The sequence below is a fragment of the Erwinia sp. JUb26 genome (assembly GCF_003751505.1).
GTDB lineage: Bacteria > Pseudomonadota > Gammaproteobacteria > Enterobacterales > Enterobacteriaceae > Erwinia.
Genome location: NZ_RJVB01000001.1, coordinates 185,080 through 207,594 on the forward strand (window position 1 = coordinate 185,080; position 22,515 = coordinate 207,594).

The 22,515-nt window shown below is 59.2% G+C and carries 18 protein-coding genes; 14 read left to right on the forward strand and 4 right to left on the reverse strand.

The features are described from left to right. Nucleotides 1–32: 32 nt before the first annotated feature. Nucleotides 33–512 carry a MarR family winged helix-turn-helix transcriptional regulator gene (locus EC836_RS00850; RefSeq protein ID WP_123330702.1) on the reverse strand — a complete coding sequence of 160 codons (480 nt, stop codon included), beginning with the start codon at nucleotides 510–512 and terminating at the stop codon, nucleotides 33–35. Between the two features lie 73 nt (nucleotides 513–585). Here EC836_RS00850 and EC836_RS00855 point away from each other — a divergent pair, with 73 nt between their 5' ends. The 4 genes from EC836_RS00855 (at nucleotide 586) to cbl (ending at nucleotide 4,993) form a co-directional block, all read left to right on the forward strand. Further along, nucleotides 586–1,542 (forward strand): zinc-binding alcohol dehydrogenase family protein, encoded by a 957-nt coding sequence (locus tag EC836_RS00855; protein ID WP_123329202.1) that lies wholly within the window; start codon nucleotides 586–588, stop codon nucleotides 1,540–1,542. Between the two features lie 281 nt (nucleotides 1,543–1,823). Continuing rightward, nucleotides 1,824–2,573: an SDR family NAD(P)-dependent oxidoreductase gene (locus tag EC836_RS00860; protein WP_123329205.1), complete on the forward strand. Its 750-nt coding sequence runs from the start codon at nucleotides 1,824–1,826 to the stop codon at nucleotides 2,571–2,573. A gap of 398 nt (nucleotides 2,574–2,971) precedes the next feature. Next, the gene (gene nac / locus EC836_RS00865; RefSeq protein ID WP_123329207.1) at nucleotides 2,972–3,889 is read left to right on the forward strand and encodes a nitrogen assimilation transcriptional regulator NAC; all 918 of its coding nucleotides are present in this window, start codon (nucleotides 2,972–2,974) and stop codon (nucleotides 3,887–3,889) included. Between the two features lie 144 nt (nucleotides 3,890–4,033). Continuing rightward, complete coding sequence (gene cbl, locus EC836_RS00870; protein ID WP_123329208.1) at nucleotides 4,034–4,993, forward strand: HTH-type transcriptional regulator Cbl; 960 nt, start codon at nucleotides 4,034–4,036, stop codon at nucleotides 4,991–4,993. A gap of 145 nt (nucleotides 4,994–5,138) precedes the next feature. On the opposite strand, the gene EC836_RS00875 is transcribed toward cbl, so the two are convergent. The 3 genes from EC836_RS00875 to EC836_RS00885 form a co-directional block, all read right to left on the reverse strand. Further along, nucleotides 5,139–6,872 carry an ABC-F family ATP-binding cassette domain-containing protein gene (locus tag EC836_RS00875; RefSeq protein WP_123329211.1) on the reverse strand — a complete coding sequence of 578 codons (1,734 nt, stop codon included), beginning with the start codon at nucleotides 6,870–6,872 and terminating at the stop codon, nucleotides 5,139–5,141. Nucleotides 6,873–7,178: 306 nt separating this feature from the next. Then, complete coding sequence (locus tag EC836_RS00880; protein ID WP_123329213.1) at nucleotides 7,179–7,856, reverse strand: SDR family oxidoreductase; 678 nt, start codon at nucleotides 7,854–7,856, stop codon at nucleotides 7,179–7,181. Between the two features lie 207 nt (nucleotides 7,857–8,063). Continuing rightward, the gene (locus tag EC836_RS00885; protein WP_123329215.1) at nucleotides 8,064–8,984 is read right to left on the reverse strand and encodes a LysR family transcriptional regulator; all 921 of its coding nucleotides are present in this window, start codon (nucleotides 8,982–8,984) and stop codon (nucleotides 8,064–8,066) included. A gap of 126 nt (nucleotides 8,985–9,110) precedes the next feature. Between EC836_RS00885 and EC836_RS00890 the strand changes: the two genes are divergently transcribed. The 10 genes from EC836_RS00890 to EC836_RS00935 all read left to right on the forward strand — a co-directional run bounded on the left by EC836_RS00890 (nucleotide 9,111) and on the right by EC836_RS00935 (nucleotide 22,509). After that, nucleotides 9,111–10,430: an MFS transporter gene (locus EC836_RS00890; RefSeq protein ID WP_123329217.1), complete on the forward strand. Its 1,320-nt coding sequence runs from the start codon at nucleotides 9,111–9,113 to the stop codon at nucleotides 10,428–10,430. Between the two features lie 122 nt (nucleotides 10,431–10,552). Beyond that, nucleotides 10,553–12,010, forward strand: a complete 1,458-nt coding sequence (locus tag EC836_RS00895; RefSeq protein WP_123329219.1) for an NAD-dependent succinate-semialdehyde dehydrogenase — start codon at nucleotides 10,553–10,555, stop codon at nucleotides 12,008–12,010. A 389-nt stretch (nucleotides 12,011–12,399) separates the two neighbouring features. Further along, nucleotides 12,400–13,869, forward strand: coding sequence for an aldehyde dehydrogenase (locus EC836_RS00900; protein WP_123329221.1), 1,470 nt, complete (start codon nucleotides 12,400–12,402; stop codon nucleotides 13,867–13,869). A gap of 39 nt (nucleotides 13,870–13,908) precedes the next feature. After that, a complete protein-coding gene (locus EC836_RS00905; protein ID WP_123329223.1) occupies nucleotides 13,909–14,577 on the forward strand; it encodes a haloacid dehalogenase type II in 669 nt (222 codons plus the stop codon). 19 nt (nucleotides 14,578–14,596) lie between these two features. Then, nucleotides 14,597–15,874: an FAD-binding oxidoreductase gene (locus EC836_RS00910; RefSeq protein ID WP_123329225.1), complete on the forward strand. Its 1,278-nt coding sequence runs from the start codon at nucleotides 14,597–14,599 to the stop codon at nucleotides 15,872–15,874. A gap of 83 nt (nucleotides 15,875–15,957) precedes the next feature. Continuing rightward, complete coding sequence (locus EC836_RS00915; RefSeq protein ID WP_123329227.1) at nucleotides 15,958–17,562, forward strand: ABC transporter substrate-binding protein; 1,605 nt, start codon at nucleotides 15,958–15,960, stop codon at nucleotides 17,560–17,562. Between the two features lie 14 nt (nucleotides 17,563–17,576). After that, nucleotides 17,577–18,530, forward strand: coding sequence for an ABC transporter permease (locus tag EC836_RS00920; protein ID WP_123329229.1), 954 nt, complete (start codon nucleotides 17,577–17,579; stop codon nucleotides 18,528–18,530). Continuing rightward, a complete protein-coding gene (locus tag EC836_RS00925; protein ID WP_123329231.1) occupies nucleotides 18,530–19,381 on the forward strand; it encodes an ABC transporter permease in 852 nt (283 codons plus the stop codon). The genes EC836_RS00920 and EC836_RS00925 overlap by 1 nt, the downstream gene beginning before the upstream one ends. Next, nucleotides 19,378–21,042 carry an ABC transporter ATP-binding protein gene (locus tag EC836_RS00930; RefSeq protein ID WP_123329233.1) on the forward strand — a complete coding sequence of 555 codons (1,665 nt, stop codon included), beginning with the start codon at nucleotides 19,378–19,380 and terminating at the stop codon, nucleotides 21,040–21,042. The genes EC836_RS00925 and EC836_RS00930 overlap by 4 nt, the downstream gene beginning before the upstream one ends. A gap of 135 nt (nucleotides 21,043–21,177) precedes the next feature. Next, entirely contained in the window at nucleotides 21,178–22,509 is a 1,332-nt protein-coding gene (locus EC836_RS00935; RefSeq protein WP_123329235.1) for an FAD-binding oxidoreductase, read from the forward strand. Nucleotides 22,510–22,515: the final 6 nt, after the last annotated feature.

Here is a 22,515-nt window from a genome sequence, read left to right on the forward strand (position 1 = left end):
GGGCCTGCCTGTCAGGCAGGCCCTGCCACTCCTTATTTCTCCCTTTCCTCTAACGAAGAAAAATCAATAACGAACTGTTTAAGCAGGCATTCAAGCTGCAGACGATCGTCCTGCTGCCAGTGCTGAAAGACCTTCTGGTAAATTTCTTCGCGCGCTGCGTCAATCTTATCGGTCATCGCTTTACCCACTGCAGTGATAACGGCCTCATTGATCCTCTTATCTTTCGCGTTCTTCTGCCGCTGTGCCAGACCCGCTTCTTCCAGCTTTGCGACCTGACGGCTGACCGTGGTGTAGTCGCGGCCGACTCTGTCAGCCAGTTCGACGACACCAATAGGTCCAAATCGGCTGATTTGTACCAAAAGAGGAAACAGCGCGCGATCGAGATTAATTGTCGACGCTTTAATCATTAATTCATCACGTTGGGGACGGTTAAACACGCCAACGATAGTGAGTAATGCATCATGCAGGTCAGAAAAATCTTGGGGTTTATGTGTATTTTGCACGCTTTTTATTGACACCGTCTGTAGCTGAATTTAATGTGTGCATTATACACATAAACCATATTAGCTACAGGTGAACATTCAGATGAAAGCAGCGATTATCAACCAGCAGGGCGCACAGCCGGTGTACGGTGAGTATCTCGATCCCCAGGCCAGCGATCGTCAGGCCGTTATTACCGTCACAGCCGCCGCGATTAGCCAGCTGGCAAAATCACGCGCGGCGGGCAAGCATTACAGCGCGATGACCTCCGCTCCCTTCATTCCCGGCATTGACGGCACGGGTTACCTCAGCAACGGCGATCCGGTGTACTTCCTGTCATTCAACGCTCCCTGGGGAAGCATGGCGGAGAAGACACGGGTTTCACTCGACAAGGTTGTGCACTTACCCGCAGGTCTGGATCCTGTACTTGCAGCGGCGATCGCCAATCCCGGGATGTCATCCTGGGCTGCGTTAACGCGACGGGCATGTTTACAACCAGGCGAAACGGTTCTCATCAATGGCGCAACCGGCACGTCGGGTGGTCTGGCCGTCCGAATCGCTCGCAGTCTGGGTGCCGGGAAGATTATTGCAACGGGGCGAAATAAAGATGTCCTGACAAAATTACGCGAAGAGGGCGCTGATGTTGTTTTCACGCTGGATTCCCTGCCATCCGTATTACCGGCCCTGATGGCTGAAGGTATTGACGTGGTGCTTGATTATCTCTGGGGGCAAAGCGCGCTGGATATTATGACTGCGGCAGTTGCCGGTGGCGCAAAAACCGTACGCTTCGTTCAGATTGGTTCTCTCAGCGGTCAGGAAATCACCCTGCACAGTAAATTGCTGCGCTCATCAGGGCTGACGCTGATGGGCAGCGGGCTGGGTAGCGTTTCAGATGCAGAATTGATCGCCGCAATAGGTGAGCTTTTTAAGGCAGTATCAAACCATGGCTTGTCTGTTCCATATATACAGCGTCCTCTGGAAGAGGTGGGAGAAGCCTGGTCCGAAGACGACAGTCGTTGCCGGACCGTTCTTATTCCCTTCAACGAAGCTGTCAGTAAATAACTCTCACCAACAGGATCAACGCCTGGCATCAAGATTAATTCAGGCGTTTCAGATTGGGTGTCTGGCGTATCGGGACTGGCCGTAACGCGGACCCGCTGTCTCATCCATGCCCGCTCGGACTCACTTTACCATCATTTCAAATCTGCAACGATGAGTTGCAAACCCTTCTATTTTGAAAATTCCCGCTCGCAGATATGCTTCTCTCATCGCGACAACACCCGTCGTCGCCAACGACAGATGACCCAATAAATCTATCCACACCTAATTTAAGGAATGACATCATGAGTAAAAAACTTGCAGATAAAATTGCGTTAGTGACCGGCGGCAGCACTGGTATTGGGCTGGCATCAGCACAGGAACTGGCAGCGCAGGGCGCCACCGTTTATATCACCGGCCGTCGTCAGGAAGAACTGGAAACCGCCGTGGCCTTAATCGGACCATCGGCCAAAGCTATCCGGGCAGACGCCTCTGTTCTGAGCGACCTCGATACGGTGTTTTCTACTATCCTGAGCGAATCCGGCAGGCTTGACGTGCTGTTCGCCAACGCGGGCGGCGGCGACATGATGCCACTGGGCGCGATTACCGAAGAGCACTTTGACCGCATTTTCGGCACCAACGTGCGGGGCGTGCTGTTCACCGTGCAGAAAGCGCTGCCGTTGATGGCCAAAGGGGCTTCCATCATTCTGACCGGCTCAACGGCGGCGGCGAAAGGCACCGCCAGCTTCAGCGTTTACAGCGCGAGTAAGGCCGCCGTCCGCAGCCTGGTCCGCTCGTGGGCGCTTGACCTGAAGGACCGTGGTATCCGTGTCAATGTGGTCAGCCCTGGGCCAATCCGCACGCCGGGCCTGGGCGGTCTGGTACTCGAAGAGCATCGGCAGGGGCTGTTTGACGCGCTGGCGGAAGGGGTACCGCTGGGGCGCTTAGGCGAACCGGAAGAGATCGGTAAAACCGTGGCGTTTCTTGCCTCCGGGGAGGCGAGTTTCATCAACGCCGCGGAAATTTATGTTGATGGTGGATTAGCGCAGATTTAATTCACTGTTGGAGCCACTGCCTTAAATTCAAGTCATCACGGCATTTGGACTCGAAATGCCGTTTTAAGATAACTGACTGAGGCGCTTAAGCGACGTGTCGGCGTTAAATTAAAACGCTGCACGTCCAGTTCCAACCCGCACCTCACCAACGCATCTCCTGCACCATCACCGTGCGCCCAACTCTGCCTGGCAACCCCTCCTGAACGCCCGCGAAGAACAATACCCCTTAGTGGGTAATCAGATTCTCTTATTTTACCGCCTGTTAGACGGTCAGTAATAAGCCACTCGATAGTTTGTCAATTTCTGGCACGTCAATTGCAAAGATATCTGCGTCAGAGTGAAAACTTATTACAAACGCCAGCTAAACCTGGCACTCGGGGATACGAGACGGAGGCAACATGAACTTAAGACGACTGAAATATTTTGTGAAAATCGTCGATATCGGCAGCCTGACTCAGGCCGCTGAAGTCCTGCATATTGCACAGCCAGCGCTCAGCCAGCAGGTTGCCACGCTGGAAAATGAACTCGACCAGCAGCTGCTGATCCGCACCAAGCGCGGCGTTACGCCGACCGAAGCGGGTAAGATCCTGTATTCCCACGCCCGCACCATTTTACGCCAGTGCGAACAGGCGCAGCTGGCCGTGGTCAACGCAGGGCAGGTTCTGTCGGGTCAGGTCTCTATCGGACTGGCACCGGGCACCGCCGCCTCGTCGCTGACCATGCCGCTGCTGCAAACGGTACGCGAGCAGTTCCCGGAAGTGCTGGTCTATCTGCATGAAAACAGCGGTTCTTCATTAAACGAAAAAGTGATGAATGGACAGCTTGACATGGCGGTACTTTACGATCGTTCCCCCACCGCAGGCATCACCAGCATCCCGCTGCTGAAAGAAGAATTATATCTGGTTGGCACCACCGCCTGTCCCGGCCAGCACGTTGACCTCGCCGCCGTGGCCGAAATGAATCTGTTCCTGCCGCGCGACTACAGCGCCGTGCGTAAACGCGTGGATGAAGCGTTCTCCCTGCGTCGCCTCAGCGCCCGAATCATCGGTGAAATCGAGTCGATTGCCACGCTGACCGCCGCCGTTTCCAGCGGCATGGGCGTTACCGTTCTGCCGGAGTCCGCCGCGCGTGCGCTGGTCAGCTCAACCAATGCCTGGATGTCGCGGATCAGCAGTCCAACGCTGAACCTGCCGCTGTCGCTGAATGTCTCTTCCCGACTGCCGCTCTCCCCATCTGCTCAGGCGGTAAAGAATATTTTACTGTCGCTGCTCAACAGGCCGGTCGTTGAAGATCGTGAACTGATGCTGGTTGGTTAATCCCTCTGTGCCGGGCGCGCAGCCGCGCGCCTCACTCCCGCCTTATCGCTAAAAAGCATATAAAACCTCTTTTTATTATTTGTTGCTATCAATTTGCATCCTTAACATGAAGGAAACCAACAAATAACAGAGAGAGGGAAGCGCGTGAATTTTCAGCAACTTAAAATCATCAAGGAAGCGGCACGCTGCGAGTTTAATCTCACCGAAGTGGCTAACGCGCTGTTCACCTCTCAGTCAGGAGTCAGTCGCCATATACGCGATTTGGAAGATGAACTGGGGGTTGAGATTTTTATCCGCCGGGGAAAACGCCTGCTGGGAATGACAGAACCGGGCAAAGCGCTGTTGACCATCGCCGAGCGTATCCTCGATGAGGCAGGTAAAGTTCGCCGCCTGGCCGACGTATTTACCAACGAATCCAGCGGCGTTCTGACCATTGCCACCACCCATACCCAGGCGCGTTACAGCCTGCCGAAAGTGATTAAGGCCTTCCGTGCACTCTATCCGCACGTGCGGCTGGAGCTGAATCAGGGTTCGCCGCAGGAGATCGCCTCCATGCTGGTTGCCGGTGAGGCCGATATCGGCATCGCCAGCGAGCAGGTGGTGAATAACCCGGCGCTGGCGGCGTTCCCGTGGTTCAGCTGGCATCATGCGCTGCTGGTGCCAAAAGGCCACGAGTTGATCCAGCAGCAGCCGCTGACGCTGTCCACGCTCAGCCGCTATCCGCTGATCACCTATCGTCAGGGGATCACCGGCCGCTCGCGTGTGGATCGCGCATTCCATGCCGCCAGCCTGAAGCCGGATATCGTCCTCAGCGCCCAGGATTCCGACGTGGTGAAAACCTACGTTGAGCTGGGTCTGGGCGTGGGTATCCTGGCCGACCAGGCCTGCCAGCTGGATGAAAACTCGGATCTGGTTCGCCTTGAGGCGCGTCATCTGTTCGAGTCCAACACCGTCTGGCTGGGTCTGAAGCGCGGACAGCTGCAGCGCAACTACGTCTGGCAGTTCCTGGAACTGTGCAACGCGAATCTCTCCCTGGAAGAGATCAAGCGCCAGGCGCTGGCACTGAGCAACGAAGAAGAACCGGCTATCGACTTTCAGATTTGACCGTCAACGCTTCAGCGGCACGGACTGCCCAAAGAGCATCGCGCAGCCACAGGTGTGCGCGATCTCGCTCCATTCGTCGATGCCGGAACGGACGATCGCCCTCCATCTGGCGAATGCCAGAGCAGGGCGACCGCCAGCTCACCCGCTAATCCAGTCCCAGCAGGGCGTTCAGTTCGGCGATTTGCTGCTGCCACTGGCGCTGTAATTCCGGTTTCTGATGACGGGGCCTGCGCGCCCGATCGTCTGCCAGCTTACTTTCCAGATCCAGAAGTGCCCTCAGCCAGTGTTCCTCTTCGTTGCCCGAAACGACAGACGTAGCCATCTGTGTTTTTTCCCCCGTCGGAGAGTCCGGCACTGCCGTATCGGCCAGTCTGGCGTAAACCGGTTCGATACTGTGCCACTCCTCCAGCCGCCGCTGATGGATAAGCCAGAAACGGTTACAGCTTTGCTCAATCAGCGCCCGGTCATGAGAAACCAGCAGCACCGCGCCGCTGAAGGTTTTCAGCGTTTCCGCCAGCTCTTCTTTCCCTTCCATATCCAGATGGTTGGTTGGCTCATCAAGCAGCAGCAGGGAATAGTTCGCCAGCGTCAGCCCGATAAACAGCAGCCGCGAACGTTCGCCGCCGCTCAGCGTACTGACTTTTTGCTGATGGCGAAGATACGGAAAACCGGCACCGATCAGTGCCATTTTCCGCTGCTCCTCGGTCAGCGACGCAAAGTTCGCCAGCGCATCCGGCAGCGTGTCCTCGTCCTGAAGCTGCCGCAGGCTCTGGTCGTAGTACCCCGTGCGCGCCTTGGCATGGAAAATCACCCCATCAGTCGCGGTTTCCATTTGGCAATATGCCTGCCACAGAAGGTGCAGCAGCGAGGATTTACCGCAGCCGTTGCGGCCAACCAGCGCGATACGGTCACCGCTTTTTACTCGTAGTTCGCCCAGTTCAAACAGCACCTGCGCGTCCGGTGCAGGCCGCACCTGGAAGCCAGAAAGCGCCAGCACGCGATCTGCCGCCAGGGCATCACCGCGCAGCCGCAGCTGCCACTGATTGCCTGCGGTCACCTCGGTTTGATCTTCCTTCATCCGATCGACCTGCTTTTCCATCTGTTTGGCTTTTCGCGCCAGCCCTTCGTTGTCGTAAACGCTGCCCCAGACGGCCAGCCGTTTGGCGCTTCGGGTGACACGGTCGATCTCCTTTTGTTCGGATTGACGGCGTAACGCGTCCGCCGCATCTTTTTCCGCCAGCGCCCGGCGTGCCTGAGAGCAGGGAAGACGGATAAACTGCAGCCGGTTATCGCGCAGGATCCAGGTGCAGTTGGTGACGGCGTCCAGCAGGCTGCGATCGTGGGAAACCAGCACAAAACTGCCGCCCCAGTTTTGCAGAAACCGTTCTAACCACAGCAGGGTGGGCAGGTCCAGATGGTTACTCGGCTCATCCAGCAGCAGTAAATCCGGCTGGCGGATCAGCGCACGCGCAAGCATCAGCCGCGTATGTTGCCCGCCGCTGAGCGTGCCGGCGGCCAGACCCCAGCTCGTTTCCTCAAAGCCGAGCGTTGCCAGCAGCACTTCGGCCTGCCAGCGTTCCGGCTGATGCAGGCTGCCGGGCAAAGCGTTCTGCACCGCATCAATCAGTGTCACATCCTGTAATGCCGCAGGAAGATGCTGTTCTACCGTTGCCATGATGCAGTGGTTCGCCAGTGTGATCGTCCCGGAGGAGGCCGCCCGTTCCCCGTTAAGGATTTTCAGCAGGGTACTTTTCCCGCAGCCGTTGTGGCCGATAAGTCCAATGCGGTCGCCTTTTTTCAGGCCGAAAGAGATTTCCGTCAGCAGAGGGCCGAAGGCATTATCGAAGGATAAGGATTGCGCAGATAATAATGTCATGATGCTTACTCAAGTTTTACAGGCAAAAAAATGCCTCTCGTCAATAAAGCCGACGATAACCGGTAAGCCGGAGGGAAGTTCTCAGATTGTCATTCAGCTTCGCTCAAGCAGGTTATCGCAGCACGATACCGGTAACGCTTGAGCCGTAACGATCGCTAAGGACGAGTGAAATTAAAAAAACTTCACGGGTCAGCATGGCAATCCTCCTTATGCATTCTGCAGGTGAAAGAATGCGCTAATTATATTCGGGATTTCCGAAGGGTTCCAGTGTCGAAAATCCCGGCAGGCAGCGAGTGAGGAAGCGCAGGGTTACCAGCGCAGTTTACGGCCGGCATAGTCCACAAAATGGTGGCCGCCTTTGCCGCGATACGCGTCGAACTGGTCAACGATTCCGGTGGCACTTTCCTCAACGGTCAGCGTGGCATTTTCGCCGCCCATATCGGTTTTCACCCAACCCGGATGGATGGATAACAGCGTCAGTTCCTGTTTTTCAGTGGCCTCCAGCAATCCGCGGGCCAGCATATTCAGCGTGGCTTTACTGGCGGAATACAGCGGATAGGTGGCGACCTCATTTTCATTGAGGCTGGAAAGCTCGGAGGTCATCAAAGCCAGCACGCCGGAGCGGTGATTCAGCAGCGGAAGGAATTTCGCCGCGGTGCGCACGGGGGAAACGGCATTGGTGAGCAGCAGCTGGACGATCTCATCATCGGTCGCCCGATCGATGTCCTGATGGTCGGGACCGAAAACGCCCGCATTGACAAAAATCAGGTCAAAACGCTGTGCGGACAGGGCGTCTTTAGCCGCTTCCCGCGCGGCGGATTGATTGATATCCAGTTTAATCCATTCGACCGACGCGGGGCTTTTTGCCGGAGCGTCACCTCGCGTGGTCGCCGTCACCTGCCAGCCACGTTTTGCCAGTACGTCCACCACGCCCAGACCAATGCCGCGTGAAGCGCCGACGATCAATGCTTTTTTTGAGTCAGTCATATTCATCCTTTTATACAATGCATTACTGGTAATATATCGTTTTCAATAACCGGTAAAACGCGCCTTAGCGCGAAAGGGCAGTATGAAACAGCCCGCCGCTGGCAACAATGGACAGTTGTGCGATTTGCCAGGCAGGGTTGTGTATTGGCAGGCTGCGGTGATCGATCGCGCATCAGACGCTGTCGCTCAGCGCGGAAGAAGAACCGGCTACCGACGTTCAGATTTGATTGTGCCGTCTTCGGCACAACACACTTCCCGCAGGCAGTCGCGCAGCCAATAGTGTGCACGATCGCCGTCCATTCGCGGATGCCAGATCATCGATATTTTCATGGTCAGCGGCGTGAGTGGAAGAGGCCGGGTGACAGTGCCCTGGCGTAGATTCTGCGTATAACGAGACGGTACGGTGGCAATCAAATCCGTTCCTCGCGCCAGCGCAATCGCGGCGGAAAAACCGTCAACAATAGCGATAATATCCCGTTCAAGGCCCAGCGCCGCCAGCGCCTCATCCGCTCTTCCTTTCAGCTCACCGCTGCGCCCTGTCAGGATGTGTTCGCCTGCGGCATAGCGCGCCACGGTCAGCGGACCGTCCGCCAGGGGATGTCCTTCACGCACCACCGCAATTAACCGATCCTCAAACAGCAGGCGCGTGCGCAGTTCCGGCCCGGCTTCGGCGTCTACTACGCCGGTGACCAGATCCACGCTGCCGTCACGCAGCGTCTGGCTGCTGCGGGTCAGTTTGGGCACGAAACGCAAACGTACCCCGGGCGCATCCCGCCGCACGCGGGCAACCAGCGCCGGGCCAAAGTTTTCCACGAAGCCATCACGGGTTTGCAGGGTGAAAATGCGATCCAACTTCGCCAGATCCAGCGCCGCCGCCGGGCTCAGCGCCGCTTCCGCCTCATCGACCAGTCGGGCGACGGGCTGGTTCAGTTCCAGCGCGCGCGGCGTTGGCACCAGCCCGCGTCCGGCGCGCACCAGCAGCGGATCGCCGGTCACCTGCCGCAGACGTGCCAGCGAGCGGCTCATGGCCGAGGGGCTGAGCTGTAAACGGCGTGCGGCGCCAGCCACGCTGCCTTCGCTCAGCAGCGCGTTAAGGGTAAAGAGGAGGTTCAGATCGGGTTTGCTCATCCCCTGATGTTAGCACAGTGAATGAGTGAGGTGGCGCCAGATGCACTAATATCCTGCAATTCGTGCATCTTCCGCCTTGTCACTCATGGGCGTAGGCTGCGGGTAAATCACCAGGGAGCTGCAACCATGAGCCAAACCACTTATCACGCTTCGCAACCGTCATCCGCCGCGCTTTGCGCACTGGCGTTCACCACCATGCTCTCTTCCATGAGCAGCAGCATTGCCAATATCGGGCTGCCCACTCTTGCCGCGTTTTTTCATGCCTCTTTTCCCCAAATCCAGTGGGTGGTGCTGGCGTACTTGCTGGCGGTTACCGGTTCGGTGCTGGTAATGGGCTGGTTGGGGGATCGCTTTGGCCGCGAGAGATTATTGGCCGCCGGCGTACTGTTATTCACTTTTGCCTCGCTTGGCTGCGGGCTGGCGAACCATATCGGCTGGCTGATCGCCGCGCGCGTGGTCCAGGGGCTGGGCGGGGCGATAATGCTGGTCAACAGTCTGGCGCTGGTGGTGCAGGTGGTTCCGCCCGATCGCAGTGGGCGGGCGATGGGCGTGATGGGTTCACTCTCAGCGCTCGGCACGGCGATGGGGCCCGCGCTTGGCGGCCTGCTGGTGACGGCGATGGGCTGGCGGGCGCTGTTTTTCATTAATCTGCTTCCCGGCCTGCTGCTGTGGCTGTTGATACGGCACAGTCTGCTGTCGACGCACCCGGCTTCATCAGTGCACTCGGCGAAGTCACAGGCAGCGCCCGTTACCGCAGAGCGAGCGGAAACCGTATCCACCGCAAGGACCAACGCTGCATCAGCCTCACCCGCGAATGCGTTACGCGCTAAGGTAAGCGACCTCCTCCGTCAGCGGGCGCTGATGGGTGGGCTGCTGCTCAGTCTGGTTGTGGCGGCGGTGATGATGACCACGCTGGTGGTCGGGCCGTTTTATCTTGCCGGCGGCCTGCATCTCAGCCCGCGTCAGAGCGGTATGCTGATGGCATTGGGTCCGCTGGTGGCTGCCATCACCGGGTTTCCCGCCGGGCAGTGGGTCGATCGCATCGGCTCCTCCCGTGCAACGTTATTCAGCCTGCTGGTGATGGCACTGGGATGCGGATTGCTGTCAGAGCTACCGCAGGCGCTGGGGCGCAGTGGCTATGCCATCGGATTAATGCTGCTGACCGCAGGATATGCTTTATTTCAGGCGGCAAATAACACCGCGCTGCTGAAACGGGCCGATCCGGCGCGGCGCGGGCGGATTTCCGGCATGCTGAACTTCAGCCGTAACCTGGGTTTTATCAGCGGAGCGGGGTTGATGGCAGCCATTTATTCCGCAGCGGGGCGGGACCTTTCGCCCATGCACGCGGCATCACACGGCCTGAGCATCACTTTTGGTCTGGCTGCCGGGATGATAGTGCTGGCGTTGATCGCTGTCCGGCCATGGCGAAATCCCCCTACGGCATAAAATTTCGTTTCGCCCCGGAAAACCCTTTTCCTGGCGCATCCCCCCGCCGCATAGCGCAGCATGCATCGTCTGCTCTCCGCTACATTGGATACAGAGGATCGATAACCTATTCAGGAGTTGCTATGTTTGCATCACGTTTACGGGACGCCACCCTGCTGCGCCAGCAGGCGTTTTATGCCGGAGCCTGGCAGGGTGCCATCAACGGTGAAACGCTGCCGGTCATTAACCCGTCCAGCGGCGAAGTGCTGTGTACCATTCCGGCACTGGGTGCCGAAGAAACGCAGCAGGCGATTGATTATGCGGAAGCGGCCCGCAAAAGCTGGGGAAAAACGACCAACGCCTCCCGCGCGCTGCTGCTGGAAAAATGGCACCAGCTGATCCTCGATAACGCCGACGACCTGGCGGCGATCATGACCGCAGAGCAGGGTAAGCCGCTGGCGGAAGCCAAAGGTGAAGTGCTGTACGGTGCCGGCTTCGTGAAATGGTTTGCCGAAGAGGCGCGCCGCATTTATGGCGACACCATTCCGGCACCGAGCGAAGATCGCCGCATCCTGGTGCTTAAGCAGCCGGTAGGCGTGGCGGCGGCCATCACCCCGTGGAACTTCCCGATTGCGATGATCACCCGCAAGGTCGCTCCGGCGCTGGCGGCGGGCTGCCCGATTATCGTTAAGCCTTCCGAACTGACGCCGCTGTCCGCGCTGGCGCTGATTGAACTGGCGCAGCGTGCCGGTATTCCGGCGGGCGTGCTGCAGGTGGTCACCGGCCTGCCGAAAGAGATCGGTGAAACCCTGACCGGCAGCCGCACGGTGCGCAAAATCTCCTTTACCGGCTCCACCCGCGTGGGCCAGCTGCTGATGCAGCAAAGCGCCGACAGCATCAAGCGCCTCAGCCTGGAGCTGGGCGGCAACGCGCCGCTGATTGTCTTTGACGATGCCGACCTCGATATCGCCATCAGCGGCATTATGATCAGCAAATTCCGCAACGCCGGTCAGACCTGCGTCTGTGCCAACCGCATTCTGGTGCAGCGCGGCATCTATCCGCAGGTGGTCGAGCGCCTGCTGGCCGAGGTGGCGAAGCTGAAGGTCGGCGACGGCTTTGCCGACGGTAGTACCATCGGTCCGCTTATCAATGCGGCGGCGGTGGCTAAAGTGAATGCCCATATTTCCGATGCCGAACGCCTCGGCGCGACGGTGCTGACCGGCGGCGTCAGCAGCGGTGAGGGCACCTTCGTTGCGCCAACGGTGCTTGGCGATGTGACCAGCGAAATGCGCATTGCCCATGAGGAAACATTTGGTCCGGTCGCGCCGCTGTTTATTTTTGATACGGAAGAGGAAGCAATTAATATGGCGAACGATACGCCATTTGGTCTGGGTGCTTACTTCTTCACCGAAAATATACGCCGTGCGTGGCGAGTCGGCGAAGCGCTGGAATTCGGTATGGTCGGATTTAATACAGGTTCAGTCTCGCTGGAGGTCGCGCCGTTCGGCGGCATTAAACTCTCAGGAATAGGCCGCGAAGGCTCCCGCTACGGTATTGAAGAATATCTGGAGTCCAAGGCATTCCATTTCGGCAGCTTGTAAATACTTTTTTTTTAATTCTTCGACGAAGCCCGCACCCCAAAATGGTGCGGGCTTTTTTATTTGTGATGGCTATCACTTAATCAAAATCAATATTGGCATTGCTCTTCCCTGGTGCAGTTTTAGTACCAGAATCACCATCGTGGTGCGTTCATTTTGTGATGAAAATCATCTATTTAAATAGTCGGTTTAACTGTAAAAAATACCCCCCTATTACGGCACAAAATTTTTCTGACGTCTGTTTTACGCATTTTTATTTTTTAGCTGACTGGCATACTTTCTGCATTACTTAATACAAAGGCGAATAACCAAAGCCGAAAACGTTGTTAGTCAGCCAGCCAGATAAGGCGCCGATAAATAATCGTCCGGCCCGGTCTGAATAAGGATCCAACATGCTCAGTTTTGACCCGGAAAAAATAGCATTACCCGCAGGGCACTACATTAACGGCCAGCATCAGGCCGGAGAAGGCACTGCGCTGCAGGTGAATCGTCCTTCCGACGGCCTGCCTGCCGGGCAGCTGTTTGAAGCCGACGCGCAGAAGGTGGACGAAGCGGTCAGCATTGCGGATCGCTCGGTACGCGAAAGCGGCTGGGCCAGCTGCCCGCCGCGCCAGCGCGGTGCGGTACTGCGCCGCTGGGCTGACCTGATTGCTAATGATACCCAGCTGGCGCAGCTGGAGTCGCTGGGATCGACCCGCCCGATTAGCGACGTGGTTAATCATGAAATTCCGTTTACCGCCGAAGCTATCCGCTTCTACGCCGAGTGCGCGGATAAATACAGCGGCGATGTGCTGCCGACCCGTGATGCCAGCCTCGGCATGCTGGTGCCGGAGCCTTACGGCGTGATCGGCGCGATCACCCCGTGGAACTTCCCGCTGTCGATGGCCTCCTGGAAATGTGGTCCCGCGCTGGCAGCAGGAAATGCCGTGGTGCTGAAGCCTTCCGAGCTGACGCCGTTCTCGACCGTACGTATGGCCGAGCTGGCCATCCAGGCCGGTCTGCCCGCCGGTGTGCTGAATATCGTGCAGGGCGGTGGCGCCGTCACCGGCAGCGCACTGGTGGCCCATCCGCTGGTGCGCAAAGTCTCCTTTACCGGCTCGACCGCCACTGGCGCACGCATTATGAGCGACGCCGCGTTTAACGGCATGAAGCCGGTGACCCTCGAGCTGGGCGGTAAAAGCCCGCAGCTGGTGTTTGATGACGCGGGCGATATTGAAGAAGTGGCCGGACGCATTCTACGCGGCTTTACCGCCAACGGCGGCCAGGCCTGCGTCGCCGGCACCCGTCTTATCGTCCAGCGCGGCATCGCTGATGCACTGATCGCCAAGCTGATCGAGCTGTGCCAGTGCTTCCGTCCGGGCGTGACCTGGGATGAGAACAGCCGATATGCGCCGATGATTGATGCGCGCCAGGCGGCGAAAGTGGCCTCGGTGGTCAGCAGCGCGCGGCAGCAGGGCGCGGAGGTGCTGGTGGGCGGCGAGCGTTTTGCCGACACCGGTGAAGGCTATTTCTGGCAGCCGACGCTGCTCAGTGTCGTCAGCAACGACAACCCGGCGGTGCAGGAAGAGATCTTCGGACCGGTGCTGACCGTGCAGATCTTCGACGACGAAGCCGAAGGCCTGGCGCTGGCGTCGCATGCCACCTACGGACTCTGTGCCGGGGTACATACCAAAAATCTCGACCGCGCCCTGCGCGCGATGCGCGGTATCGCCGCCGGAACGGTGTGGATCAACCGCTACGGTCGCTCCGGCGATTTTATTATCCCAACCGGGGGCTTCCACGGCTCCGGCATCGGCAAGGATTTAGGTCGCCAGGCGTTTGAAGCCTGCCAGCGCTACAAAAGCGTGCTGATCGACTTCTGAAACCCTTAACTCAACACCGAACTCTGAAGAGGTAGCGTAATGGCTGTGTTCAAACCGAAATTTATCACCTTCGACTGCTACGGCACGCTGATCAACTTCGATATGGCCGGTGCTGCTGCCGCCATCTTCGCGGATCGCATCAGTCCTGAGCGGATGAGGGCGTTTACCGACGACTTCTCATCCTACCGTCAGGATGAAGTGCTGGGCGCGTTTAAGCTCTATCCGCTGGTGGTGGCCAACGCACTGTACCGCACCGCAAACAAATGGAGCGTGGAATGTACGCAGGCCGACTGCGACGCAGTGATGAAAGCCTGTGCCACGTGGGGGCCGCATCCGGACGTCCCGGCCGGTCTGGCGAAAGTGGCGGAAGAATTCCCGCTGGTACTGCTGACTAACTCCACCAATGAACTGATTAAAAACCACATCCCGCGCCTGGGTGCACCGATCCATATGACCATCACGGCGGAAGAAGCCGGTGCCTATAAGCCGCAGATGAAGGGCTTCGAGTACATGCTTAACAAGCTGAACTGCGGGCCGGAAGAGATCCTGCACGTCTCCAGCAGCCTGCGCTATGACCTGATGACCGCGTATGACCTGGGCATCAAACATAAAGTGTATGTGAACCGCGGGCACGGCCCGGGCAACCCGGCCTATGAATACACCGAAATTAGCGGTATTGACGGTCTTCCGGGCGTTGTAGGGCTGTAAGGGCACAGAGGAACAGGCGATGAAACTGGAATCATTCTGGCAGGCAACGGCACCCGAGTTTACCGGTGCTGCAACCGGCGATTTACCGGCCACGGCCGATGTGGTGGTGATCGGTGGCGGCTTTACCGGCATCTCCGCTGCGCTGAATCTGGCACGCAGCGGTGTCAACGTGGTGGTGCTGGAAGCGGGGCAGGTGATGAGCCAGGCCTCGGGCCGCAACGGCGGCCACTGCAATACCGGCGTAGCGCAGAACTTCTCTGCGCTGGTGGCAAGCCAGGGCGTTGAGCAGGCAACCCGCTATTATCGTGCCTTTGCCGACGCGGTGGACTATGTGCAGCGCGTGGTGGCCGACGAGCAGATCGACTGCGACTTCCGCCGCTGCGGCAAGCTGAAGCTGGCGAGTAAAGCGTCGCATTTGCCGTCGCTGGTGGCCGCCTGCGAGATGATGAAGCGCCATGTTGACCCGGATGTGGAAATTCTCAGCCGCGAAGATGTACAGCGCGAGATCGATTCACCGAACTTTCACGGCGGCCTGCTCCAGCAGCACGGCGGTCAGATGCATATGGGTAAATTCGGCGTCGGCCTGGCGGAAGCCGCCGCGCGCGCCGGGGCAGCGATTTATTCGCATACCGCGGTCACCGGACTGACCCGTCTTAACGGCTATCGCCACCGTGTCAGCACCGCAAAAGGCGACATTGTGGCGGAAAAAGTGCTGATGGCGACCGGCTGTTCCAATATCGGCCCGTTTGAGTGGTTCCAGCGCCGCATTATTCCGGTGGGCAGTTTCGTCGTGGTGACTGCCCCACTGGAAGAACGCGTACTGAACCGTCTGCTGCCGGGCGATCGTACCTATGTGACCTCACTGAACCTGGGCAACTACATGCGCACCACCGCCGATCGTCGCCTGGTGTTCGGTGGCCGGGCACGCTTCGCCATCAGCAGTCCGACCTCCGATGCCCGCAGCGGTGACGTGCTGAAGGCCAGCATGCAGAAAATGTTTCCTTCCCTCGGTCATGTGCCGATCGACTACTGCTGGGGTGGGCTGGTGGATATGACCGCCGACCGCCTGCCGCACGCGGGAGAGCACGAAGGGGTGTTCTACTCGCTGGGCTACAGCGGTCACGGTACGCAAATGTCGGTGTGGATGGGGCGGGTGATGGCCGACCTGGTCGCAGAAAAGGCCAACAACAATCCGTGGCAGCGCAGCAGCTGGCCCGCGGTTCCCGGCTACTTTGGGAAACCGTGGTTCCTGCCGGTAGCGGGCCTGTATTACAAGGCTAAGGATCGGCTCTCCTGATGACCGTCCGCTTCGGGCCGCGCAGTGCCGCCACCCGAAATAGACAGGTTATCGTAGATTAACAACGCTTTAGGGGTGTACTGATGAGTAAATTTCGTAAAGAATTTAGCCGTGCTAACCCGTCCTTAACCCAGGCCATTACGGATGTGTCGATCTCCCGTCGCAGCATGATGAAGCTGCTGTCGGCAGGCGCGGTGATGAGCACCGGCCTGATTGGCTTCCCGGAGTTCAGCTATGCGGCCGAAACCCCCGTCATGGGCGGCAAGCTGCGTGCGGCGGTTGCCAACGCCTCGGCCAGCGATACGCTGGATCCCGCCAAAGGCAGCAACAGCGGCGACTACTGCCGTCTGTTTATGTTCTACAGCGGCCTGACCGAACTGGATAAAGACCTGAAGGCGCAGCCTGCGCTGGCGGAAAGCATTGAAAGCAGCGACGGCCTGACCTGGCAGGTGAAACTGCGCCAGGGCGTGACCTTCCACAACGGCAAGGCGCTGACCGCAGAAGACGTAATTTACTCCCTGAGCCGCCATAAAGATCCGGCGGTGGCCTCAACGGCCATCACCCTGGCCGGACAGATGAAAGAATTCAAAGCGGTCAGCCCGTCTGAACTGCAGATCGTACTGGAGCAGGCCAACTTCGACCTGCCGTCGATTCTGGCGACCAGCTCCTTCCTGATTGTGCCGGACGGCACCAAAGACTTCACCAAAGCCATCGGCACCGGACCGTTCACCCTGAAAGAGTTCCAGCCGGGCGTGCGCACTGTCGGCAGTAAAAATAAAAACTACTACAAGCCGGGCCTGCCGCGTCTCGAAGAAGTGGAGCTGATGGGCGTGACCGATCCGGCCGCGCGCGTTAACGCCCTGATGTCCGGCGACCTGCAGATGGTGTCGACCCTGTCGGCCAACGACGTGAAGCGCCTGAAGCAGAACGGCAAGTTCAACGTGCTGGAAAGCAAATCCGGCATGTACAGCGACCTGATCATTCGTACCGACGCCACGCCCGGCAGCAACCCGGACTTCGTGCTGGCGATGAAGTATCTGCAGCCGCGCGAAATGATCGTGAAAACCGTGCTGCAGGGCTTCGGCGATGTCGGTAACGATACCCCGGTTCCGCCGTGGCATCCGATGTACAACAAAGAGCTGCCGCAGCGTCCGCTGGATATCGACAAGGCGAAGTTCCACCTGAAAAAAGCCAATATGGTCGGTGCGAAAGTGGAAATTATCACCACGCCGAACATCGAAGGAGCCGTTGAAGGTGGCCAGCTGATCCAGCAGATTGCCCGCTCGGCCGGCCTGAACGTCTCCGTACGTCGCGTGCCGTATGACGGTTACTGGTCATCCCACTGGATGAAAGATCCCGTTGGCTACGGATCGGTTAACCCACGCCCGACGCTGGATATGCTGTTCTCCCAGTTCTACCTCTCTAGCGCACCGTGGAACGAATCCGGCTGGAAGAACCCGCAGTTCGATCAGCTGGTCACCGCCGCCCGTGGCGAAAGCGATCTCGGCAAGCGCAAGCAGATGTATGGCGATATGCAGAAGCTGATTTACGACGGATGCGGCACGCTGATCCCGGCCTTTATCAGTTCGATGGACGGCTGCAGTAACAAAGTGAAAGGGGTTGAGGCCTGGCCGTCAGGAATGATGATGGGCTATCGCTTCCACGAGTTTGCCTGGCTCGCTTCCTGATAAGGAGAACGGCGATGAATCGGTACATTTTCAAACTGATATTCCGGCGCGTAGGGTCGGGTTTACTTACGCTGCTGATCGTCTCAATGCTGGTGTTCTTTATCACCAGCATGCTGCCGGGCGATGCAGCACAAATGATCCTTGGGCAGTCAGCCACCCCGGAAACGGTGGCGGCGCTGCGCCAACAGCTGGGTCTGGATCAGCCGCTAATTATGCGTTACCTGGGCTGGCTGGCCGGAATGCTTCAGGGCGATTTTGGTACCTCGTTCGCCAGTAATCTGCCGGTCAGCCAGCTGGTGTCGCAGCGTATTCCGGCGACCTTCCAACTGGCGGCCACCACCACGGTGGTGTCGGTGCCGGTGGCGCTGTTTATCGGCATCACCGCCGCCATGAAGCGCGGTTCGATGCTGGACCGCGCGCTGGTGGTCGGCACCATGTCGGTGGTGGCGGTGCCGGAGTTTCTGGTGGCGACCGTTGCCGTGCTGATTTTTGCGGTGAAGTTACAGTGGGTCCCGGCGATGTCGCTGGGTTCCACCCACCAGGATTTCCTCGGTTTCCTGCGCACTTTCGCGCTGCCGGTGGTGACGCTGTGCTGCGTAGTGGTGGCACAGATGGCGCGTATGACGCGCGCCGCCATCGTCAACCAGATGGACAGTCCGTACCTGGAAATGACCCTGCTGAAAGGCGTTTCGCCGGTGCGCGCCATGCTGCGCCACGCGCTGCCTAATGCGGTGGGGCCGATTGCCAACGCCATCTCGCTGAGCCTGTCGTATCTGTTCGGCGGGGTGATTATTATCGAAAGCATCTTCAGCTATCCTGGCGTTGCCAGCCAGCTGGTAGATGCGGTAAGCAACCGCGATCTGCCGGTGGTCCAGCTGTGCGTGATGTTCTTCGCCTGCTGTTACCTGGTACTGCTGCTGGCCGCGGATATTCTGACCATTGCGTTTAATCCTAAGTGGAGGGGCTGATGAACACACTCACGCTGCCGTGGCGCTTCTTTCAATCTCTCAACATCAGCGGCCGCATCGGCCTGCTGATCGCCCTGTTCTGGATCTTCATGGCGATTTTCGGCGGCATGCTGGCCCCGCATAACGTCGAGGATATCGGTGCCGGTCCGCTGTTCGGTGATATCAGCCGGGAATTCTGGTTTGGTACCGACTATCTGGGCCGCGATATCTTCAGCCGCGTGCTGGTCGGGGCGCGCTACTCGATTGGCCTGGCGCTGACCGCGGCGATCCTCGCCAGCCTGGTAGGTACGCTGCTGGCGCTGCTGGCGGCGGTCGCCGGTCGCTGGCTGGAAGAGGTACTGGGCCGTATCAACGATGCGATGCTGGTACTGCCGGGTAAAATCCTCGCGCTGATGATCGTTGCAGTGTTTGGTTCGTCGCTGCCGATGCTGATCCTCACCGCGGTGATCACCTACTGGCCGGGCGCCTACCGTATTGCCTACGCCATGGCCTCCAGCCTGCGTTCAATGGATTACGTGCAGGCCTCCAGGCTGCGCGGCGAAAGCCGTCTGTACGTAGCGATCCACGATATTTTACCCAACATGCTGCACCCGATGCTGACCGACTTCGGCCTGCGTTTCGTCTACATCGTGCTGATGCTCAGCGGCCTGAGTTTCCTCGGCCTGGGCGTGCAGCCGCCGTATGCCGACTGGGGCACGCTGGTACGTGAAAATCTTCAGGGGCTGTTTGATGGCTCCCCGGCGGTGCTGATGCCAGCGGTGGCGATTGCCAGCCTGACCATCGGTGCCAATCTGTTTATCGACAGCCTGCAGGCGATGCGCCCGCTGACGCTGGCTAAGGGGACCGCATGAATATTACGCCACACAGCGCCACGCCGATGGTGTCCGTCGAAAATCTGAAGGTGACGGCCAACAGCGACGACGGCCGGGAAATCACTCTGGTTTCCGATATTCGTTTCACCGTGCAGAAAGGGGAAGTGCTGGCGCTGATCGGGGAGTCCGGCTCGGGCAAAACCACCATCGCGCTGGCGCTGATGGGCTATGCCCGCCACGGCTGCCAGATTGCCGGCGGCACCGTGCATGTTGCAGGAACCGACGTCACTTCGTTGACGCCATCGCAGCTTTGCCAGTTCCGCGGTAATAAAGTCGCCTATATCGCCCAGAGCGCGGCGGCCTCGTTTAACCCGGCAATGAAAATTATGGACCAGGTGGTGGAGCCGGTGGTGATCCACGGGGTGATGAAGCGCGCCGAGGCCGAGACAAAAGCAGTGGAGCTGTTCCGCGAGCTGGCGCTGCCGAACCCGGAAACCATCGGCGAGCGCTATCCGCACCAGGTCTCGGGCGGCCAGCTGCAGCGCCTGATGACCGCCATGGCGCTGATTAGCGACCCGGACGTGGTGATCCTCGATGAACCGACCACCGCGCTGGATGTGACCACCCAGGTGGAAGTGTTGAAAACCTTCCGTCGCGTGGTGCGCCAGCGCGGCACCACCGCCATCTACGTCAGTCACGATCTGGCGGTAGTGGCGCAGATGGCCGATAAAATTCTGGTGCTGCTGAAGGGCAATATCGCCGAATACGGCACCACCGAACAGCTGCTGCGCGCACCGCAGGCCGAGTACAGCCATCAGCTGCTGGAAGCCGCCCGCCAGAAGCCACGCCAGAGCCCATGGATAACCGCCAGCGAATCCGAGCAGCCGCTGCTGCAGGTACGCGAGCTGTCGGCGGGCTACGGTCCGCTGGACGCCGAAGGCCAGCCGAAAGTGAAAATTCTGCAGGATATCAACTTCAGCCTGTACCGCGGCCAGGCCATCGGTATTATCGGTGAGTCCGGATCGGGAAAAACCACCCTGGCGCATGCGATTGCCGGGATGAACAAGCCCTGCGGCGGCCATATTCTGTTCAACGGCCACTATATCGAAGGCGATATGTACAAGCGGCCGGAAAACGAGCTGCGCCGCATTCAGTACGTGTTCCAGATGGCCGATACCGCGCTGAACCCGGCGCACAGTATTGAAACCATCCTCAAGCGGCCGCTGAAGCTGTTTCACGGCCTGCGCGGCCCGGCGCTGGAGCGAAGAATGCTGGAGCTGCTGGACATCGTCCGCCTGCCGCGCAGTGTGCTGTGGCGTCGGCCGTGGTCGCTCTCCGGCGGGCAGAAGCAGCGTGTTAACCTGGCGCGTGCGCTGGCGGCCGAGCCGGATCTGATCCTCTGCGACGAAGTGACCTCGGCGCTGGATACCGTGGTTGCGGCGGCGGTGCTGGACCTGATCACCGAGCTGCGCCGCGAGCTGGGCCTGTCGGTGCTGTTTATCAGCCACGATCTTCACGCCGTGCGCTCGGTGTGCGACGAGATTATCGTGGTGAAAAATGGCCGCATGGTCACCCAGGTGGCGCGCGAAGACTACGACAAGCCGTCGACCGAGCTGTACTACGAGCGGCTGAAGCGCGCGGTGCCGGAACTGCGCCAGGGCTGGCTGGATGAACACGAAGAGAGCGATATCGCGCTCTAAATATTGGCAGACAGCGGTGGTCTGAACAGGCAAAACCTGCATCAGGCCATCGCCGCTAACGTGACTGATTGATTGCGGGGAGAGTCCACCGTTGAGGCCGCCCGCTAAACCACTTTTTCAGAGGTAACAGAGAACATGCCCGCACCGATACGATACGTACAGGACAGTCCTTACTTCCCGCTGGAAGTGGATGTGGTGGTGATCGGCGCCGGTATTGCCGGAGCGGCCGCCGCCTACGAGCTGGCGAAAAAAGGCGTCAGCGTGGTGCTGATTGAAAAAGGCCTGGTCGGCGGCGAACAGTCCAGCCGCAACTGGGGCTGGTGCCGTCAGCAGAACCGCGACGAGCGCGAGCTGCCGCTGATTATTTATGCCCTGCAGCGCTGGGATGAGCTGGCTGGCGAAACCGGCGAAGAGCTGGGCTTCCGCCGCAGCGGGCTGGTTTACGCTTCCCGTAATCAGGACGATATCAACGCGTGGGAAAAATGGAACCAGATGGCGAAAACCTACGGTTTCAGCAGCGAAATTCTCACCGCCGCGCGCGCTAAAGAGATGACGCCGGGCAGCACCACCGCCTGGCTGGGCGGCGTGCATTCGCCGACCGACGGCCATGCCGAACCGTCGCTGGCGGCACCCGGCCTGGCGATTGCCGCGCAGAAGCTGGGCGCGAAGGTCTTTCAACAGTGCGCGGTGCGCGGGCTGGATATCTCCGGCGGGCGCGTCAGCGGCGTGTGGACCGAGCGCGGGTTGATTAAAACCGGTCGGGTGATCTGCGCGGGCGGGGCCTGGACCTCGATGTTCTGCCGCCGCCACGGCATCGATCTGCCGTTGGGCAACGTGATCGGCACCGCGTTCCGCACCAAACCGATCGAGCAGGCGATTGCGCTGCCGCTGTATACCCCGGGCTTCGCCTGCCGCCCGCAGATGGACGGCAGCTACACCATGTCGGTATCCGGCCGTGGTCGCCTGGAACCGGGCGCGCAGGGGCTGCGCTATGCCCGCCAGTTCTATCCCACCTTCAAGGCGCGGCGTAAAAACCTGACGCTTAATCTGGGCCTCAGCCCGTTCTTCAACGGCCCGGAAGCCTTTGGTCGCTGGCAGATGGACGGCACCTCGCCGTTTGAAAAGATCCGCATTCTCGACCCGCGCCCGGATATGGCGATGGTGCAGGAAGGCATCGACGCCATGCGCAAAGAGTACCCGGCGATGGGCAAAATCCAGCTGGAACAGGCGTGGGGCGGGATGATCGACAGCACGCCGGACGCGGTGCCGGTGATTTCCCACGTCGGCAAGCTGCCGGGGCTGATTATTTCTGCGGGCTACAGCGCGCACGGCTTTGGCATTGGTCCCGGCGCGGGCCGCCTGGCTGCCGATCTCGCCAACGGCGACGCGCCGGTGGTGGATCCTACTCCGTATCGCTATGAGCGACTGGTTGACGGTTCCGGCCTTAACGCGCCGGGCATGATGTAAGGAATG

Coding starts and splice junctions, on each gene's coding strand:
- EC836_RS00855 (WP_123329202.1), top strand. CDS start 586: ATGAAAGCAGCGATTATCAACCAGCAGGGCGCACAGCCGGTGTACGGT.
- EC836_RS00860 (WP_123329205.1), top strand. CDS start 1,824: ATGAGTAAAAAACTTGCAGATAAAATTGCGTTAGTGACCGGCGGCAGC.
- nac (WP_123329207.1), top strand. CDS start 2,972: ATGAACTTAAGACGACTGAAATATTTTGTGAAAATCGTCGATATCGGC.
- EC836_RS00880 (WP_123329213.1), bottom strand. CDS start 7,856: ATGACTGACTCAAAAAAAGCATTGATCGTCGGCGCTTCACGCGGCATT.
- EC836_RS00885 (WP_123329215.1), bottom strand. CDS start 8,984: ATGAGCAAACCCGATCTGAACCTCCTCTTTACCCTTAACGCGCTGCTG.
- EC836_RS00890 (WP_123329217.1), top strand. CDS start 9,111: ATGAGCCAAACCACTTATCACGCTTCGCAACCGTCATCCGCCGCGCTT.
- EC836_RS00895 (WP_123329219.1), top strand. CDS start 10,553: ATGTTTGCATCACGTTTACGGGACGCCACCCTGCTGCGCCAGCAGGCG.
- EC836_RS00900 (WP_123329221.1), top strand. CDS start 12,400: ATGCTCAGTTTTGACCCGGAAAAAATAGCATTACCCGCAGGGCACTAC.
- EC836_RS00905 (WP_123329223.1), top strand. CDS start 13,909: ATGGCTGTGTTCAAACCGAAATTTATCACCTTCGACTGCTACGGCACG.
- EC836_RS00910 (WP_123329225.1), top strand. CDS start 14,597: ATGAAACTGGAATCATTCTGGCAGGCAACGGCACCCGAGTTTACCGGT.
- EC836_RS00915 (WP_123329227.1), top strand. CDS start 15,958: ATGAGTAAATTTCGTAAAGAATTTAGCCGTGCTAACCCGTCCTTAACC.
- EC836_RS00920 (WP_123329229.1), top strand. CDS start 17,577: ATGAATCGGTACATTTTCAAACTGATATTCCGGCGCGTAGGGTCGGGT.
- EC836_RS00925 (WP_123329231.1), top strand. CDS start 18,530: ATGAACACACTCACGCTGCCGTGGCGCTTCTTTCAATCTCTCAACATC.
- EC836_RS00930 (WP_123329233.1), top strand. CDS start 19,378: ATGAATATTACGCCACACAGCGCCACGCCGATGGTGTCCGTCGAAAAT.
- EC836_RS00935 (WP_123329235.1), top strand. CDS start 21,178: ATGCCCGCACCGATACGATACGTACAGGACAGTCCTTACTTCCCGCTG.